At 50.3% G+C, this 16217-nt stretch carries 12 protein-coding genes; 8 read left to right on the forward strand and 4 right to left on the reverse strand.

Annotated elements, in window-relative coordinates:
* Positions 1-929: NADH:flavin oxidoreductase (locus ABYT30_RS02105; protein ID WP_373095061.1), on the reverse strand; the 929-nt coding region annotated here is incomplete at its 3' end.
* Between the two features lie 116 nt (positions 930-1045).
* Here ABYT30_RS02105 and ABYT30_RS02110 point away from each other — a divergent pair.
* On the forward strand, positions 1046-1945 hold the full coding sequence (locus ABYT30_RS02110) for a LysR family transcriptional regulator (protein WP_373095064.1): 900 nt from the start codon (positions 1046-1048) through the stop codon (positions 1943-1945).
* 97 nt (positions 1946-2042) lie between these two features.
* Here the strand turns inward: ABYT30_RS02110 and ABYT30_RS02115 are convergent, their stop codons facing one another.
* Positions 2043-2945, reverse strand: a complete 903-nt coding sequence (locus ABYT30_RS02115) for an alpha/beta fold hydrolase (protein WP_373084146.1) — start codon at positions 2943-2945, stop codon at positions 2043-2045.
* 149 nt (positions 2946-3094) lie between these two features.
* On the opposite strand from ABYT30_RS02115, the gene ABYT30_RS02120 reads away from it, so the two are divergent.
* The gene (locus ABYT30_RS02120; RefSeq protein WP_373084149.1) at positions 3095-3712 is read left to right on the forward strand and encodes a TetR/AcrR family transcriptional regulator; all 618 of its coding nucleotides are present in this window, start codon (positions 3095-3097) and stop codon (positions 3710-3712) included.
* Positions 3713-3730: 18 nt separating this feature from the next.
* Complete coding sequence (locus tag ABYT30_RS02125; protein ID WP_373095066.1) at positions 3731-5608, forward strand: amidohydrolase family protein; 1878 nt, start codon at positions 3731-3733, stop codon at positions 5606-5608.
* Between the two features lie 342 nt (positions 5609-5950).
* Here ABYT30_RS02125 and ABYT30_RS02130 read toward each other — a convergent pair whose 3' ends face one another.
* Entirely contained in the window at positions 5951-6712 is a 762-nt protein-coding gene (locus ABYT30_RS02130) for an amidohydrolase (protein ID WP_373084012.1), read from the reverse strand.
* A gap of 28 nt (positions 6713-6740) precedes the next feature.
* Complete coding sequence (locus ABYT30_RS02135; protein ID WP_373095069.1) at positions 6741-7877, reverse strand: methionine aminotransferase; 1137 nt, start codon at positions 7875-7877, stop codon at positions 6741-6743.
* Between the two features lie 392 nt (positions 7878-8269).
* On the opposite strand from ABYT30_RS02135, the gene ABYT30_RS02140 reads away from it, so the two are divergent.
* The 5 genes from ABYT30_RS02140 to ABYT30_RS02160 all read left to right on the forward strand — a co-directional run bounded on the left by ABYT30_RS02140 (position 8270) and on the right by ABYT30_RS02160 (position 16215).
* Complete coding sequence (locus tag ABYT30_RS02140; RefSeq protein ID WP_373095072.1) at positions 8270-10447, forward strand: hypothetical protein; 2178 nt, start codon at positions 8270-8272, stop codon at positions 10445-10447.
* Between the two features lie 264 nt (positions 10448-10711).
* Positions 10712-10861 (forward strand): DUF2986 domain-containing protein, encoded by a 150-nt coding sequence (locus tag ABYT30_RS02145; RefSeq protein ID WP_373084350.1) that lies wholly within the window; start codon positions 10712-10714, stop codon positions 10859-10861.
* A gap of 394 nt (positions 10862-11255) precedes the next feature.
* Positions 11256-11462 carry a cold-shock protein gene (locus ABYT30_RS02150; RefSeq protein WP_008251819.1) on the forward strand — a complete coding sequence of 69 codons (207 nt, stop codon included), beginning with the start codon at positions 11256-11258 and terminating at the stop codon, positions 11460-11462.
* A gap of 173 nt (positions 11463-11635) precedes the next feature.
* Entirely contained in the window at positions 11636-13027 is a 1392-nt protein-coding gene (gene dbpA / locus ABYT30_RS02155; RefSeq protein WP_373081060.1) for an ATP-dependent RNA helicase DbpA, read from the forward strand.
* 716 nt (positions 13028-13743) lie between these two features.
* Complete coding sequence (locus ABYT30_RS02160; RefSeq protein WP_373081031.1) at positions 13744-16215, forward strand: TonB-dependent receptor; 2472 nt, start codon at positions 13744-13746, stop codon at positions 16213-16215.
* Positions 16216-16217 lie beyond the last annotated feature (2 nt).

Here is a 16217-nt window from a genome sequence, read left to right on the forward strand (position 1 = left end):
CCCGCTCCTTCGCCGCGAAACGCAGAGATAAACTCCTGGTCGAGACCAACACTGCCGACACTAATTGTGGGCTTGCCGGTAATTTTTTTGGTCCAGCCTGCTAAATTCAAATCGGAACCTTCGAATTCTGGTTCCCAGAAGCGTCTCTGGCTACAGTGAAAAATATCCACGCCGGCATCACTTAAGGGTTTGAGAAATGCAGCCAACTCATCTGGTGTATCACATAAGCGTGCATCGTAGTTTTGCTGTTTCCACTGGGACCAGCGGAATACAATTGGAAAGTCCTCGCCAACACGTTTACGCACCGCTTTGACAATCTCAATGGCAAATTGGCTGCGCGCCGCCAAGCTGCCGCCGTACTTGTCAGTACGGACATTGGTCTCTGCCCAGAAAAACTGGTCAATTAAATAGCCGTGGGCGCCGTGGATCTCAACGCCGTCAAAGCCAATCTGTTTCGCGTCAAATGCCGCTTGCGCGTAGTCGGCAATCAAGCCTTCTATCTCTTGGGTGGTGAGGGGCTCATATTTCTTTTTGTCTTTAGCGACCAAGCCAGATGGCGAGGCCGAGGGCGCGTCAGGCACGGGGCCTGTTCCGGGTTTGCGAGTCGCGCCAACATGCCAAATTTGCGGCATGATTTTGCCGCCCACCGAGTGAACCGCTTCGACGACTTTTTTCCAACCGGCCAGCGCCTCTTCGCCAAAGAACGACGGGTGACTGGTGTTGTCGGTGGCAGATGGGTGATTAATCAATGTTCCTTCGGTAATGATTAAGCCAACGCCGCCTTCGGCGCGCTTGCGGTAGTACTCCGCCACGTCAGCAGTGGGGATGCCATTAGGTGAAAAGGCGCGGGTCATTGGCGCCATTACCGTGCGGTTGGCGAGCTTAAGCTGGCCGAGTTCAAATGGCGTAAATAAAGCGCTGTTGTTCATGTGGCTACCTCAAATAAGACAATTAATGCATTTCATCACTAGCCGCACAGTATACTTTTTCAAAAACAGAAGATAATCAGCTAATATTACGAAATACTTTTGCCGGAATCGCAATAATGGACAAGCTTAAAGCCATGCACCACCTCTGCTGTATTGCCGAGGTGGGGAGTTTCAGCGCGGCGGCCAAGCTCGCCAATGTGCCGGTCTCCACGGTGTCGCGCAGTATTCAAGCGCTGGAGTCTGAACTGGGTGCAGCGCTATTAAAGCGCAGCACCCGTCACGTTGGCCTCACTGAAATCGGCAAAATCTACCTCAATGAATCAAAAGACATTCTCGCGGCCATCGACCGCGCAGAGGGCCGAGTAGGTAACTATCAAAACGCCCCCTCTGGGGTGCTGCGCATTAGCGCGCTGCCTTACTACGGCGAATGTCGTGTGCTGCCACTACTGGAAGCGTTTCAAACCCGTTACCCGCAAATAGTCATTGATCTGGAGCTGTCGAACCACACCGCCGACCTCCAGCGCGACGGCGTCGACATCGCCATTCGCGGCGGCAGCGAACCCGACGGCCGGATCATCGCCCACCGCATAGTCGATAACACCCATCGCCTGTGTGCCTCAAAGTCCTACGTCGGTAAATATGGCATGCCGCAAACCATTGCGGAACTGAGCCTTCACCGCGCCCTGTTGTATCGCAGCCCCGCGCAAATATGGCATTGGCATGTCGAGTCGCGGGGCGCATGGCAACGGATTGATATCGGCACCGCACAAATCAGTAATAGCTTAAGGGCTATTCGTCAGGCGCTATTAACAGACCAAGGGCTGGCCATGTTGCCGAGCTGGAGTGTTGAGGAAGAAATCGCCAACGGGCGAGTCGTGTGGGTGCCGCTGCCGGAAACAGTCTCGACGACTGCCAACCACCCGGCGGGCAGCATCTATATGCTGTATCAACAGCCGCAATACACTGTGCCTAAAATTAAAGTGGCGGTGGATTATTTCAAGGAATATCTGCAGTAGGCTTGAGGTGCGGCTCGCTTATTCATCTCGGTGGCTCCATGAATTTGCTCATTTATGTTTGCCCAGACGAAACCTCAACTCTTGCTCAAAAAAAACCTTATTTTTTGCCGTCAATGAAGTTAATGAAATGCTGAACGACACCGGCAGGGTCTTCGACCTGAGGGTAGTGGCCAATGCTCGCCAATTCACCTAAATAATCTAAGCGGCATTTTAGCTCTTTATAGCGCGCGACCATGTGTGCCCCGGAGACGGGATCTATCGAGCCATTGATTAAGGCCAGCGGAATAGTGGAATTATGCAGGGCGTTCACCCAGCGTTCGCGATGTTGTTTGCGGTCCCGCATATAGGTAATTAAATTGTGAAATATGTGCTTTCCGCCTTTCTCATTAATGAGCGCCCAAAAGATTCGGAGTTCTTCTTCGGTGGGTTTGGTTTGGTCACCAAATACTGAACTAAATCGCGCGCTAAATTGTTTGTAACCAGATAGCTTGTTGAGTATTGGGCCCAAGGGACTCAGTAGTAATTTTTGGGTCAATATTGCGCGGTGTGTTTCTGGAAATAAGCCGCCATTTAAAAAACAGCACGACAGCCATGTACCCGCGCCGACGCCCTGTTGTTGTCTTGCCAATAGCTCTTGGGCGACGGTGTCGCCGTAGTCGTGGGCCAATACATGGAATTGATCTAAGGATTTGGCTGCTACCAGTGCTTCAACAATATCGGCCTGGCCGTGAATGGAGTAGGTGCTGACATTGGGTTTGTCGGAATAGCCAAAGCCCAGCATATCGAGGGTGACTAGGCGAAAGCGTGCTTTTAGCGTATCCCATATGCCATACCAGTCCCAGCTTGAAGTGGGGAAGCCGTGGATAAGCAGCAAAATGGGGAGGTCGCTTGCGCCCTCGTCTTTGACGAATATTTGGTGGCCATTGAGTTCTAGCCACTCTCCGCTGGCCTTCCAGCTGGCAAGGGCTGTCTTTAAATTGCTTTTATTTTGAGTGTTCATGTTTACCCCAATATCACCATGCATTACGAAAATAGAGTGGACTAATGTTTGGCCATTAAAGCTGAACTTGACGTCTGGTTCAAGTTTTGACTATATTGCTTAGATTAACCGTTTGATACCCCGTACAAATCGAGATTAAGAGTCACCTAATGAAAGCTATGCCAAGCCAAGCCAGAGCCAAACAAAAGCGCGCCGCCTTAATCGCCGCGGCAAGCGAGTGTTTTATTAGTCATGGTTATCACGACACCACGGCAAAGACCGTGGCAAGTAAAGCTGGTGTCGCGACGGGTACGTTTTATCAGTATTTTGAAAATAAAGAAGACATGTTGCGCGTCATTGCAAAGCAGCGCATGGAGGAACTTTATCAACAAGTGCCGTCGGCGACCGAGTTTCTTGAACTTAGTAGCAAGGTGGAAAAAGCCACTGTAAAACCGGGTGCGACTGAGCGGATTTTTCACCATGTTTTAGAGCTTATCTATGCTTTTCATGAGCAAGCGCCTGAGCTTCATCAAATATTAGAGCAGCGTAAAGAGCTAGACCCAGAGCTGGCGAAAATTCTAGCCCAAGGTGAAAAAATGCTATACGACCGCGTACTGATGTTTGTGAATCGCTTCAATATTGAAAACGCCGATGCTGTTGCCTTTAACCTATTTGCCATGGCAGAGGGCTTGGTGCATCGCCAGGTATTTGGCCGCCCAAAGCAATCGAAAGCCCTTACATTACAACTGGGCGCAGCTATGCTCGCCAGTTATTTTGATAATTTATAAGAATAGAGATAATAACTCATGAGTTCATCAGCAGCAGTCGACACCCTGATTCAAAATGCAAAAATTTTTAATAACGGCGAAGCCGCGGTTGTAGAAGACATTGCCATAGCCAACGGTAAAATTGTGGCAAGAGGTAAAAATCTCGATGCGGAGGGGGCGGCGCGGGTAATCGACGGCAGCGGCAAATGGCTTATGCCGGGCTTTTTTGACATCCATACCCATTACGATTTAGAGCTCGAAGTCGCGCCCGGTTTGCCCGAGTCGGTGCGGCACGGTACGACCTCGGTTGTTATTGCGAATTGCAGTTTAGGTTTGGCGTTCGGCAATCAGCGCAGCGGCGATATAGACCCCATCGTCGATTGCTTTGCTCGGGTCGAGAACTTACCAAAGTCATTATTGCGCAGCTGCGCAGACAAAGTTTACTGGGACTCACCAAAAGCGTATTTGGAACATCTAGAGCAGCTAAATCTAGGGCCTAATGTCGTCACCCTATTCCCGCATTCAATGTTACGTATTGATGCCATGGGCTTTGATGCCAGTATTAGCCGCGATCCAAGTGACAGTGAATTAAAAACCATGCAAGCCAATTTGGGCGCTGCGCTTAAACTGGGTTACGCAGGGTTTTCTACTGACGCCTTGCCCTTTCATTACCTGGCCAATCAGCCCAATTGCGAAAAAACCATACCCACGCAATTTGCCAAATACGAAGAAATTAAAGCATTGACCCAGATCGTCCGTGACAACGGCGCGGTATGGCAGGCAACACCGCCAAAAGACAGTGCAATTAACACCTTAAAAACGTTTTTGTTGACCAGTGGCCGACTGCATAAACGACCATTGCGAACCACGGTAGTCGCCGCCTTAGATGTGGCGAATAACCGGAAACTTCTAAGTTTAGCGAAGCTGCTTAGCAAAGTTTTAAATTCCAAATTTCTCCGGGGTGATTTTCACCTGCAAGCCTTGGGTGCACCGTTTAAAGTTTGGTCAGATGGTGCAGTCACGCCGCTGTCAGAAGAAATTCCGGAACTGCGAAAATTAAATGAAACTGATATGGAAGATCGCGGCGCAAGGCTACGTATCCTTAATGATGCCGAGTACATTAAGGCGTTTCGGGCGATGTGGCTAAAGGGTAAGCATGGCTGGGGCGTGGCGAGGCTAAAGCGTATTCTCAATTTGGAAGACTATGCCTTTAATCGCAACTTAAGTGATATGACCGTTGAAGGCTGCCCAATAGATAATTGGGTGGGCTTAAATATGCAGCAACTGCTCGAGCGGATCATCGCGATCAAACGCGGCGAGACGCCCAGTGGCTACAACGAAGCAGAAAAAGAGATTATTAATAGTGATTTCTTTTGGATCAGCGACGAAGCTGACTTTATGCTGCAGCTGTTGCGTAGCTTTGACCTTGACCTCAGCTGGAGTACGGTCACCGCTAACCGCAACCCAGAGACAACTCGTGAATTAATAATGAACCCACTGCTTATGCCGGGCTTTAATGACTGCGGCGCACATCTGACCAATATGGCATTCTACGATGTTAATTTGCGCAGTCTCAAACTTGCTTCCAGCGGTGGCGATAAAGACGTCTCGTATATGGTGAAGCGACTAACGAAAGACGCCGCCGATCTTTTTGGTGTTAAAGGCGGCACGATCCACGAAGGCGATGTTGCAGATTTGATTTTGGTCGATCCACAGGCCCTCGCGAATTACGACGGTGAAGCCCACGTTATTCGTCAGTTTCGAGCTGAATACAATCACGAGCAGTTAGTGAATCGCTCAGATGGTGTTGTGCCGCTGGTCATGATTGCGGGCAGTGTCGCCTGGGAGAATGATGAATTCTCTGGTCAGTTTGGCAAAAAACCGATGGGACGTTTGCTTAGGGCGATGGCAAATTAAGGATAAGGTTTTAGTTTTTAGCAAGGGCGGTTGGCTTTGTTGCTGGGATGGACCCCTGCCTTCGCAGGGGCGGTGCTCGGCCTTCGCAGGGGTGACTGAAAATTATAGCTCGTCATGCCTGCGTAGGCAGGCATCCATGTGAGCGTAGCGAATGCTTTTGGCGATGGCGTGTGGCTTGCGCTTCATTGCTGGGATGGACCCCTGCCTTCGCAGGGGCGGTGCTCGGCCTTCGCGGGAGTGACTGAAAATTATAGCTCGTCATGCCTGCGCAGGCAGGCATCCATATGAGCGTAGCGAATGCCTTTAAGCGTCAGACACCCGACATCCGTCCTCCGACAATCCTTACCGCAACTCAAACTCATCCGCATCTAAATGCGCGGGAAACTTTTCTCTAAAGGCCTGCAAATCGGTCAGCGAGATTTCCGCTGTCAGTATGGCGGGGGTGTTGGCGGTGGTTTGCGCCAGTGGCTGGCCGAGGTAATCTAGGATGACACTGTCGCCGCTGTAGTTCATGCCGTTGCCGTCTTCGCCGACACGGTTCACGCCGATAACATAGCTTTGGTTTTCGATGGCTCTTGCGGTGAGCAGGGATGACCAAGCGTGGCGGCGGGGTTCTGGCCAGTTGGCGACAAAGATCAATACGTCGTAATCGTTGCGGTTGCGGCAGTACACTGGAAAGCGCAAGTCGTAGCAGACTTGCAGGCACACGCGGAAACCTTGGTATTCAACTATTTTGCGCTCGTCCCCCGCGGCGTAGTGTTTGTGCTCGCCGGCCATGCGGAAGAGGTGGTGTTTGTCGTAGTGGCTTTCGCCCTCTGGGCTTACCCAGTAAAGGCGGTTGTAGTAGTTGCCATTTTCTTCAACGGCGACGGAGCCGCTAATGGCCATATTGTGTTGCTGGCTCATATCCCGCAGCCAGCGCAGGCTTGGCCCGTCGGCGGCTTCGGCGATTTGTTCCGGCTTCATGGAAAAACCGGTGGTAAACATTTCCGGTAAAACCAGTACATCGACGTCACTGATGCTGTCTATGAGGTCGCCGAAGTAGGCGAGGTTGGCTTCGCGGTCTTGCCAGTACAGGGGGGATTGCAGTGCAGCTATTTTCATCTTAGTGTTTCTTTCGGTATTCGTTTAATTACAGGGCGCAGAGTTTGGCTGCGGCATCTAATAAGGTCTGTTCACGCTTGGCAAAACAGAAACGGATGATGCGGCTGTCCGGCGGGGTTTTGTAAAACACCGATAAGGGAATGGCGGCAACGCCGTGCTCGCGAGTGAGTTCTTCGCAAAAGTCGACGTCGTTTTTGTCGCTGATTGCGCTGTAGTCAGCAAGGGCAAAATAGGTACCGGCGCTGGGTAGCATGCTAAAGCGCGAGGTTTGCATGGCGTTAATAAAACAGTCCCGTTTGCTGCGGTAAAAATCGCCAAGGCCGTGAACCTCGTCGCTGTGCTTATTGAGCATATCAGCCACCGCGTATTGCGCCGGGGTAAAGCAGGTAAAGGTAACGAACTGGTGTATTTTACGAAACTCCGCGCTTAGCGCAGGCGGCGCAATGCAGTAGCCCAGTTTCCAGCCAGTGGCGTGAAAGGTTTTACCAAAGGACGAAATGACAAACGTGCGGTCGTGTAGGGCTGGGTAGCAATGGGCGCTGTTGCGAGCTTGGTCAAAGACGATGTGTTCGTAGACCTCGTCGCTGATCACGAATAGGTCGTGCTGCTCAGCCAAGTTGGCGAGGGCTTGCCAGTCGCTGTCGCGAAATACCGTCGCTGTCGGGTTGTGGGGGCTGTTGACGATAATGAGCCGTGTTTTGGCTGACACTGCGGCCTCAATCTGTTGCCAGTTGGGCTGGTAGTGCGGCGGCATTAGGCTGACATGCTTGCAGATGCCCCCCGCCAAGGTCACCGCTGGCGCATAGCTGTCATAGGCGGGATCGAGCAGAATCACCTCATCGCCGCGATTAACAACGGCTTGAATGGCAACGAACAAGGCTTCGGTGGCACCGGAGGCGAGGGTGACTTCAGTGTCTGGATTAATTGCACGGCCGTAGCATTCTAGAGTAAGCCTAGCAATAGCTTGCCTCAGCTCGGGAATGCCGTTCATTGGCGCGTATTGGTTTTTACCGCTGTAGGCATGGTGGCGAAGGCGGTCGAGTAAATACTCGTTGGGCGTAAAGTCAGGAAAGCCCTGAGAGAGGTTGATGGCGCCGGATTCACTGGCCATGGCCGACATCACTGAAAATATGGTGGTGCCGACATCGGGAAGTTTACTTTTCAATTTTGAGTCCTTGGCGCTGTGAGCGGTGGTCTATGAGTCGAGTTTACTACAAATAGTAGGCCGGAGAGAAAAGCAGCTTGATCGTTAAGCTGTTGTGATGGATGCAAGCTTACGGTTAATTTTTAGTCAAAATTAAATTGAATGGTGTGTGAAATTTGATATTTCCAATATTTGTTTTCGGTGATCACATTTAGGTCGCCTCACTGTATCGTGCGACTTTGTTGTGCGCTAAATTTAGGTGTTAGATTCCTGCTTGCCAACTCGGTCACGTAATTGTGTGATTTAGAGGCGCTTTCGCCGCCGTGGCATCGATTCTGCAATACCCACGCAGTGATATGTATTGTTTAGCCAAAACCAGTGGCTAATTCCTTTTAAGCTGTAGGGAAATTTTTATGACACCACTTCGACCGAGCAGTAAATCTAGCCTGATTTTTAAAATCATTTTTGCCACCTGTTTAGTGACAAGTATTTCGGCCTGCGGAGGGGGCAGCTCCGCGTCAACATCGGCGCCTAGTCAGAATATTGATAATGGCGGCGATACTGGCGGTGATTCCGGTGGTGATACCGCCGGCGATACCGGTGGTGATACCGGTGGTGATACCGGTGGTGATACCGGTGGCGATACTGGCGGCGATACCGGTGGCGATACCGGTGGCGATACCGGTGGCGATACCGGCGGTGATACCGGCGGTGATACCGGCGGTGATTCCGGTGGTGATACCGCCGGCGATACCGGCGGCGATACTGGCGGCGATACCGGCGGTGATACCGGTGGCGATGAGCCTAAAGGTGCCCCAGAGCGTTTTGATGCAACAGCGGCTGACGCTGATACCCCAGGCGTTTACAGTATTTCAGGTGCTGTCGATTTTAAATATTCGCCGGTCACTGCCACACAAGACATTAATGATGCCGATGGCAGCCGAGTATCGACCTTTGCTGAGCCAATTGATGTGCTAGGCGTTATTCACTACCCCTTGGTGACCGTGGATACACCGGTACCAGTGGGTGGTTTCCCGGTTATTTTGTTTCAGCATGGGCGGCACTCCACGTGTTCCACCACTGGCGATGCTAGCGGTGACGAAAGTTCAGGTACCGATTGCGAGGCTAATGGTTTGGTGCCAATCCGCTCAGATAAGGGATATGACTATATAGCCGAGACCATGGCCTCTAACGGTTATGTGGTGATTTCTATTGATGTGAACGACATTAATGCCCAGGACTCTGGCTCGAATGATCAGGGGATTACCGCGCGGGCCGAATTGATATTGCATCACTTGGATATACTCCGCGATATTAACGACAACGCGGCGTCTATTTACGCACAAGACAGCGCCGGCACTGATTTAAGCGCGCTCTACGGTAGTTTAGATTTGTCGCGCATTGGTTTAATGGGCCATTCTCGTGGAGGTAACGGTGTTGCTAAGGCGATTACTTATAACCAAGATCCTCAGTTTCGCGCCACCTCACAGTTTGACCTACCCCACGAAATCAAAGCGGTGTTCTCCTTGGCGCCAACAGATTTTGATTCCGAACTACCGTTAAATACGGCATGGGTTACCTTGTCGCCCTATTGCGACGGTGATGTATCGACCCTGCACGGGGTGTATATGTACGACAATATTCGCTACAGCGCAGAGGATGTCTCGCAGCCACAGTTTATGGTGACGTCGATGGGCGCTAACCATAACTACTATAACGATTTTTGGTTTAACGATGATGCCACCTTAAATGGCTTTGACCCATACTGTACCGAAGCGTCGCCAGTGTCGGGTCGTTACTCGCGAGCTGATCAAAAGCGCCACGGTGAATTTTTGATTGCCAGCTTCTTGCGGCTCTTTGTTGGTGGCGAAGGTCAATACGCCGGCTACTGGGCTGGTTTTGAGCGTGCGCCGAGCAGCGCTTGCCCAGCTGGGGCTGACACCTGCGACGAGCGTTTGCACATGTCTTTCCACCAGTCAAAAGAGAACTTGATTGTTGTTGATACCACCTTGACCGATGCATCGTTAAGTACCAATGAATTTGGCTTGGCGAATACGCTCTCGGGCTTCACCTTTACTGGCTGGTGTGCGCCCAATGGTGGCAGTCTGGAAGATATTTTGGGCTTAAATGAAGATAGCTGCCCATCACCGTCGACTATTTCTAAAGCGCCGCAGATATACGGCAATTACCTCGGCACGGGAGCGAGTATAAATTATGCCCTGCCGGCCGACGGCGTGGATGCGACGGGTGCAGACTTCCTGACTCTGCGCATGGGTGTGAGCGTGACGCCAGAAAATGCCCTAGGTCAGGATTTTACTTTGACCTTGACGGACATTAATGGTGTTTCGGTGAGCTTGTTGGCAAGTGACTTTAGCGATGCCCTTTACTTCCCGCCGGGCTTAACCGTGTCGGCGCGGGATACCGGTGCAAAAACGGTGATTAATATGGTGCCCTTCCGCTTAGATGCACAGGCGATATATGATGCCGAAATCGATATGACTAAGCTCAACAATATACATTTAGCCTTTGATCAGCGCAGCGCTGGTACAGTGCAGATCACCGATGTCTTGTTCCAGAAGGTGCCCTATTAATCTAAGGTAAAACCTAGCAATCTCGGGTGTATGCCTCGATTTTAAAAAACAAGCAACCCCGGTCAATGGCTGGGGTTGCTTGTTTTTGTACTGGCTGGAATTGCGCTAGTGATCGCCCGTCTGACTTTGGCTTTACCCAAATTCAACGTATGATGACAGCGCCTAGGCGGTTGCCATAATACTCAATGAGCTGGGCTTCAGCCGCTCGAGCTGGCCGTTATTTAGTCGAGTATGTATTTATCTTGCAAATGTCTAGGTGCTGTCATGAACCGCAAAAAGAAAATGAACAAGGTGTTAAACGCCAAGATTAAAAAGGCCAATGCTAAAAACCAGTCTAGCAATAAGCCTCGTTATATTTCTAAGGCGGAGCGAGCCGCAGCCGCTGAGCGCGAAGTTGAGACCGGAGCTGAGTAAATGTACGACGTGGCTGTGTTGGGTTGAATCTGAACAATCCGTCTGCATAGCCTTGTTCTTGGCCGTATTTTCGCCTTTCTGGGGTGGTGGGGCTCGGTGTGTTGAATTTGGGGCTAAAACCACCGCGCTACGGGCGAAACAAATGGATAAAATGATGAATATCCGCACCTTATAGGTTTATTCCCTAGTGAATTACTGGTAGCAGGGGGTAGACAAGGGCTGAAATCTCTATATACTCGATCGCAGCTAGAAAGTTCGACCTATATTTATGTACACCATTTCGAAGTCCTGTCTGTAGTTTTCGTCCTGTACTTCATAAGTAATAGAATCACTTCCAGCCTAATCGATCTGATTTCAGATCAAAATTACCTTTGAATATTTCAGGAATAAAATTATGTCTACTACTACTGGCACAGTAAAATGGTTCAACGAATCTAAAGGCTTTGGCTTCATCGAGCAAGAATCAGGTCCAGACGTTTTCGCTCACTTCAGCGCAATCTCTGGTTCAGGCTTCAAAACTTTGGTTGAAGGCCAGCGCGTACAGTTCACTGTTACTCAGGGCCAGAAAGGTCCTCAGGCAGAGAACATCGTAGCACTGTAATTTGCTATGTGGCCGCGCCTTCGGGCAGCGGCCAGCTTCAAACCCTTGTGGATTGAATGCTAAAGGGGCAGGACCTACGGGTCTTGCCCTTTTTTCATTTCAGCAACGCTATTTAACATCCGGTTCCATCGCGCCACCGCCGCGCATTTTTCTGGCGGTACTACAGGATACACATCGTGAGTCAGCTCGATTTTTCTACCCTTCCGCTCAATCCCTCGCTATTGCAAAACCTGAGTTCGCTCGGTTATACCGAGATGACCCCCATTCAGGCCAAAGCCTTGCCGCACACACTCCATGGCAAAGACGTTATTGCACAGGGCAAAACCGGTTCGGGAAAAACCGCTGTCTTCGGTCTTACCCAGTTACAAAAATTAGATGTCAAAAAGTTTTACGTGCAGTCTTTGGTATTGTGCCCGACTCGTGAATTAGCCGATCAGGTCGCTAAAGAACTGCGTAAGTTAGCGCGTACTATCCATAATATTAAGGTGCTGACATTGTGCGGCGGCATGCCCTTCGGTCCACAGGTGGGCTCCCTAGAGCACGGCGCCCATATTGTGGTTGGCACCCCCGGTCGTATAGAAGAGCATGTGCGCAAAGGCACCCTCAAATTAGATAATGTAAATACGCTCGTGCTGGACGAAGCCGACCGCATGTTGGAGATGGGCTTTCAAGACGCCCTCGACACCATTATTGGTTATATTCCCAAAGAGCGGCAGAGCTTGCTGTTTAGTGCAACGTATCCTGACGAGATTCAGGATATTGCCATGCGGATCATGCAGCGGCCCTTGCTCGTTAAAGTGGAGTCTACCCACGACAACGAGAGTATCGCCCAGCACTTCTTTAAAGTGGCGGATAATACCCAGCGTATTGTCGCGGTAAAATTGCTACTGCTGCGTTACCGTCCTGATTCAACAGTTATTTTCTGCAATACCCGCCATGAAACCCAGCAGGTTTGTGATGATCTCCGCGAAGCCGGTTTTAGTGTGCAGGCGCTGCACGGCGATTTAGATCAAAAGATGCGGGATCAAACCTTGGTGCGTTTTGCCAATAAGAGCGTCTCGGTGTTGGTTGCCACCGATGTTGCGGCGCGGGGCTTAGATATCGATGCCCTCGACGCGGTCATTAACTATCACATTGCCCGCGATGCCGAAGTGCATATTCACCGCATTGGCCGTACCGGCCGTGCTGGCGGCAAAGGCATTGCCTGCAGTCTGTATACCGAGCGTGAAAGTGCCAAAATTGCCCGTATTGAAGAGATGCGCGGCAATAAGATTGTGCCTGAGGCACTGCCCCAAGTGAATTATCTGGATAAGCCAACGTTCAAGCCACCAATGGCGTGCTTGCAGATAGATGGCGGTAAAAAGCAGAAAATTCGTCCCGGTGATATTGTTGGTGCGCTGACTGGTGCTGATGGGATTGCCGGTACTGACGTTGGTAAAATTCATGTATTCGATAATACTGCCTATGTCGCCGTGCGCAATGATGTGGCTGCTGATGCGCTGCGCAAATTAAGCGAGGGTCAGCTCAAAGGCCGTAATTTTAGGGTTCGACGCATTCGCGGCTAAGTATCTATGTAGCAGCTAGGCGGCAAATAAAATAATAAGGCCGCTTAATTGTGTTATTCCGCTGATTCCCTAGCCCTCCTAGCGGTCGAGTGTGGCTTCAGTTGGCAGCTAGTAGTCTTCCTTTAAGGGGCATGCTCGTCACGGCCTTTGCTATCTGCTCCGGCAGTCTCCTCTATTATTTGCTTCTACGTCCTTACGTTTTTATTAGCGGTGTGCGGTGCTTGCATGACTGGTTTAGGGTTTGTACGGATTACTGGAATCGTCGTTTGGCTAATGGTGTTAAGCGCGGCCCTCGCGCAAGCGTTGTTTCTGTGGGAGTTTGTTGGTTTCTTATGTGTTAATTGTGAACCATAGTGGTTCGCAAAATAATATTTGTCCGGTTTAATTTTTGTGGATCCCAATTATTCTTTGCTCGCCTCCTTTAATAAACAATAGTGTTGATCAGTAATGACTGCTGGGTTAGTATTGGCGTTGAAAATAATGCCGAAATGAATTTCAGTCGGTTTAATTGCAAGCAAAATAATTGGTTTACCGTCGGCAAAATGAGTTTTCGCAGGACTGAGTGGTGTCTTGTCCGGTCAAATTTTTCGGTATAAAAGTCGCTGGAGTTAGGCATAAAAGGATTTTTTTGCATTGTGTAGGCGGGCGGGGGAAGGGCATATATTTCGTCCCGCTATCTTGTAGAAACTATATTTTAAAAAAAAGATGAGAGTGTCATGAGAGATCACAGCGTAAATCCAACTGCATTTTTTAAAAAATTAACGCTTATTGCTGCAGGGGTGAGTGCAGCGCTATCGTCGCCTGTCTATGCTCAGAATGCCGCTAAAGGTGGCCTCGAAGAGGTGATCGTTACGGCTACCAGACGAGAGCAAAACCTGCAGGATGTTGCGATCTCGATGACCGTTTTGAGCCAAGAGCAAATATCCAATGCCAATATGACCAACTCTGCAGATTTGGCCGCGTTTACCCCGGGCTTAACGACGAATAATCGTTTTGGTTCCGAGAATGCGTCCTTCGCTATACGCGGTTTCACCATGGAGCTTCGCACTACCGCATCGGTGGGTGTGTATTTCGCAGAGGTAGCGGCGCCCCGAGGTCAGAACGTGCAAACCTCTGGCGACGGCGCGGGCCCTGGTACGCTGTTTGATCTTGAAAACATTCAGGTATTGAAGGGGCCGCAAGGTACCCTGTTCGGCCGCAACACGACCGGTGGTGCCGTGCTCATGGTGCCGACCAAGCCAACGGATACCTTTGAAGGCTCTGCGGAACTGACAACGGGTGATCGCGGGCTGCGCGAATTAAAGGCGATTGTTAACGTGCCTTTCGGTGACGATTTTAAAATTCGTTTGAGTGTGAGCGACAAAGAAGCCGACGGTCACGTGCGCAACGTTTCGGGTATCGGGAGTGACGAGCTGAGTAATGTGGATTACACGGCATTTCGCCTTAGCTCATTGATTGATATTAGCGACTCAATGACCAACTACACGGTATTGAATTACGCTGACTCTGATACATTTGGTGGCACCGCATCACTATTTGATTGTTCCAGCGCGACACCAGCGGAAAATCCCCTGGTTGCCTTTACTGGAACTGGCTGTAATCAGCAGTTAGCCGATCAGGCTGCTGCTGGCCAAGATGGTTTCTACGATGCGGTAAGTACCGTAGCAAATCCGATTACCGCCATCGAAGACATTCGTTTCATCAATAAATTCTCGTGGGCCTTCGCTGAGAATTATACCTTCAATTCTATATTGTCGATGTCGAATTTAGTGACAGACAACACCTCGGATATTTTTGGTACAAAATTTACTGAAACTCAGGCGAGCTTGTTAGGCCTTCCCGTATCGGTGGCGGTGGCTGATCCCCGTCGGGAATTTGTCCCTGGTGTTTCAATTGCACCAAGGGATGCCCATGTTACTGATCAGGCTGGTCGCGTTGCCGAGCTACAAATCCAGGGTCTATCATTTGACGGTGCCTTAGACTGGCAGTCTGGTCTGTATTGGGAAGACAGTCAGCCTAACGGTTTCAGTGGTAATGATTCAGCGATCTTAGTGTCTTGTGATGTTTCGACTATCGAAACCGGTGACCCTGATCAATACAACTGTTTCGATGTCACCAATGGCGCTCTGGGTGGCGTTTCTCAAATCCGAAATAAAACGGTGTATCGCAATAAGGCCATTTTCGCGCAAGGTACTTATGATGTCTTCGATTGGATGAGTATCACTGCGGGTGCACGCTATACCTGGGATGACACCAAGGGCTTCATTAATTTTACGCGCTACACCTTTGTTGCTGATCAGATTCAAACGCCAACAGTCCGGGTTGAACAGGCCAGTCAGTCGAGCGAGGCGCCTACCGGTTTAATGGAGGTGCAGTTCCGCCCCTATGAAGATGTAATGGTCTACGGTAAATACGTTCGCGGCTACCGTCAGGGTAGCGTTAATATGGCGGCGGATGTGGGTATTCAAACCCACGATAAAGAAACGGTAGACACCTTCGAAATTGGTGCTAAAACGAGCTTCGACTGGATTATTCCGGGGCGTGTGAACTTTGCCCTATTTGATAATGACTTTACCGATATGCAATTGCAGGGCGGCTATGTTTCTTCGGATAAAGGTCCTACTACCGCCATTTTTAATGCCGGTAGCGCGTCTATTCGCGGTGCAGAAATTGAAGGCTTCTTTCAGCTCGCTGAGGGTTTGATTCTTAATCTTTCATACTCACGTTTGCTTACTGAGCTGCTTGAGCAGGAAGATAACCAGCCTAAGGTCGCAGCGGCTTCTGGCCCAGTAGGTGGGGCAACCTTCTCGCCAAGCGCAGTGGTCGGCGACGAGTTACCCTTCGCATCAGACGTATCGTATACCGTCGGCTTGAGTTATACCCGCCCGATGGGCCCCGACTTAGGTCTGCTCAATATAGGGTTAAACTACTCGTATATCGGCGAACAGCGTATGTCAGGTACGGGTACAACTCCATACGATATGCTGGGTTCTTTTGATCTATTGAATGGTAATGTCTCGTGGTTCGATATCATGGGCACGCCCCTCGACCTAACCGTGTTTGGCACTAACTTACAGGACGATGACTACACGACCTATATTTCAGGTACTGATAGCTCATTGGGTTTCTCGTCTCGTCAAGTGGGGTCACCGAGAACAATCGGCGCGCGTTTGAAGTATAACTTCTAAAC

The organism is Zhongshania sp. (assembly GCF_041623545.1).
Classification (GTDB): Bacteria; Pseudomonadota; Gammaproteobacteria; order Pseudomonadales; family Spongiibacteraceae; genus Spongiibacter.

Bases quoted from the DNA above. Each gene is read 5' to 3' on its own strand.
- ABYT30_RS02110 (WP_373095064.1), top strand. From the start codon at position 1,046: ATGGACAAGCTTAAAGCCATGCACCACCTCTGCTGTATTGCCGAGGTG.
- ABYT30_RS02115 (WP_373084146.1), bottom strand. From the start codon at position 2,945: ATGAACACTCAAAATAAAAGCAATTTAAAGACAGCCCTTGCCAGCTGG.
- ABYT30_RS02120 (WP_373084149.1), top strand. From the start codon at position 3,095: ATGAAAGCTATGCCAAGCCAAGCCAGAGCCAAACAAAAGCGCGCCGCC.
- ABYT30_RS02125 (WP_373095066.1), top strand. From the start codon at position 3,731: ATGAGTTCATCAGCAGCAGTCGACACCCTGATTCAAAATGCAAAAATT.
- ABYT30_RS02130 (WP_373084012.1), bottom strand. From the start codon at position 6,712: ATGAAAATAGCTGCACTGCAATCCCCCCTGTACTGGCAAGACCGCGAA.
- ABYT30_RS02140 (WP_373095072.1), top strand. From the start codon at position 8,270: ATGACACCACTTCGACCGAGCAGTAAATCTAGCCTGATTTTTAAAATC.
- ABYT30_RS02145 (WP_373084350.1), top strand. From the start codon at position 10,712: ATGAACCGCAAAAAGAAAATGAACAAGGTGTTAAACGCCAAGATTAAA.
- ABYT30_RS02150 (WP_008251819.1), top strand. From the start codon at position 11,256: ATGTCTACTACTACTGGCACAGTAAAATGGTTCAACGAATCTAAAGGC.
- ABYT30_RS02160 (WP_373081031.1), top strand. From the start codon at position 13,744: ATGAGAGATCACAGCGTAAATCCAACTGCATTTTTTAAAAAATTAACG.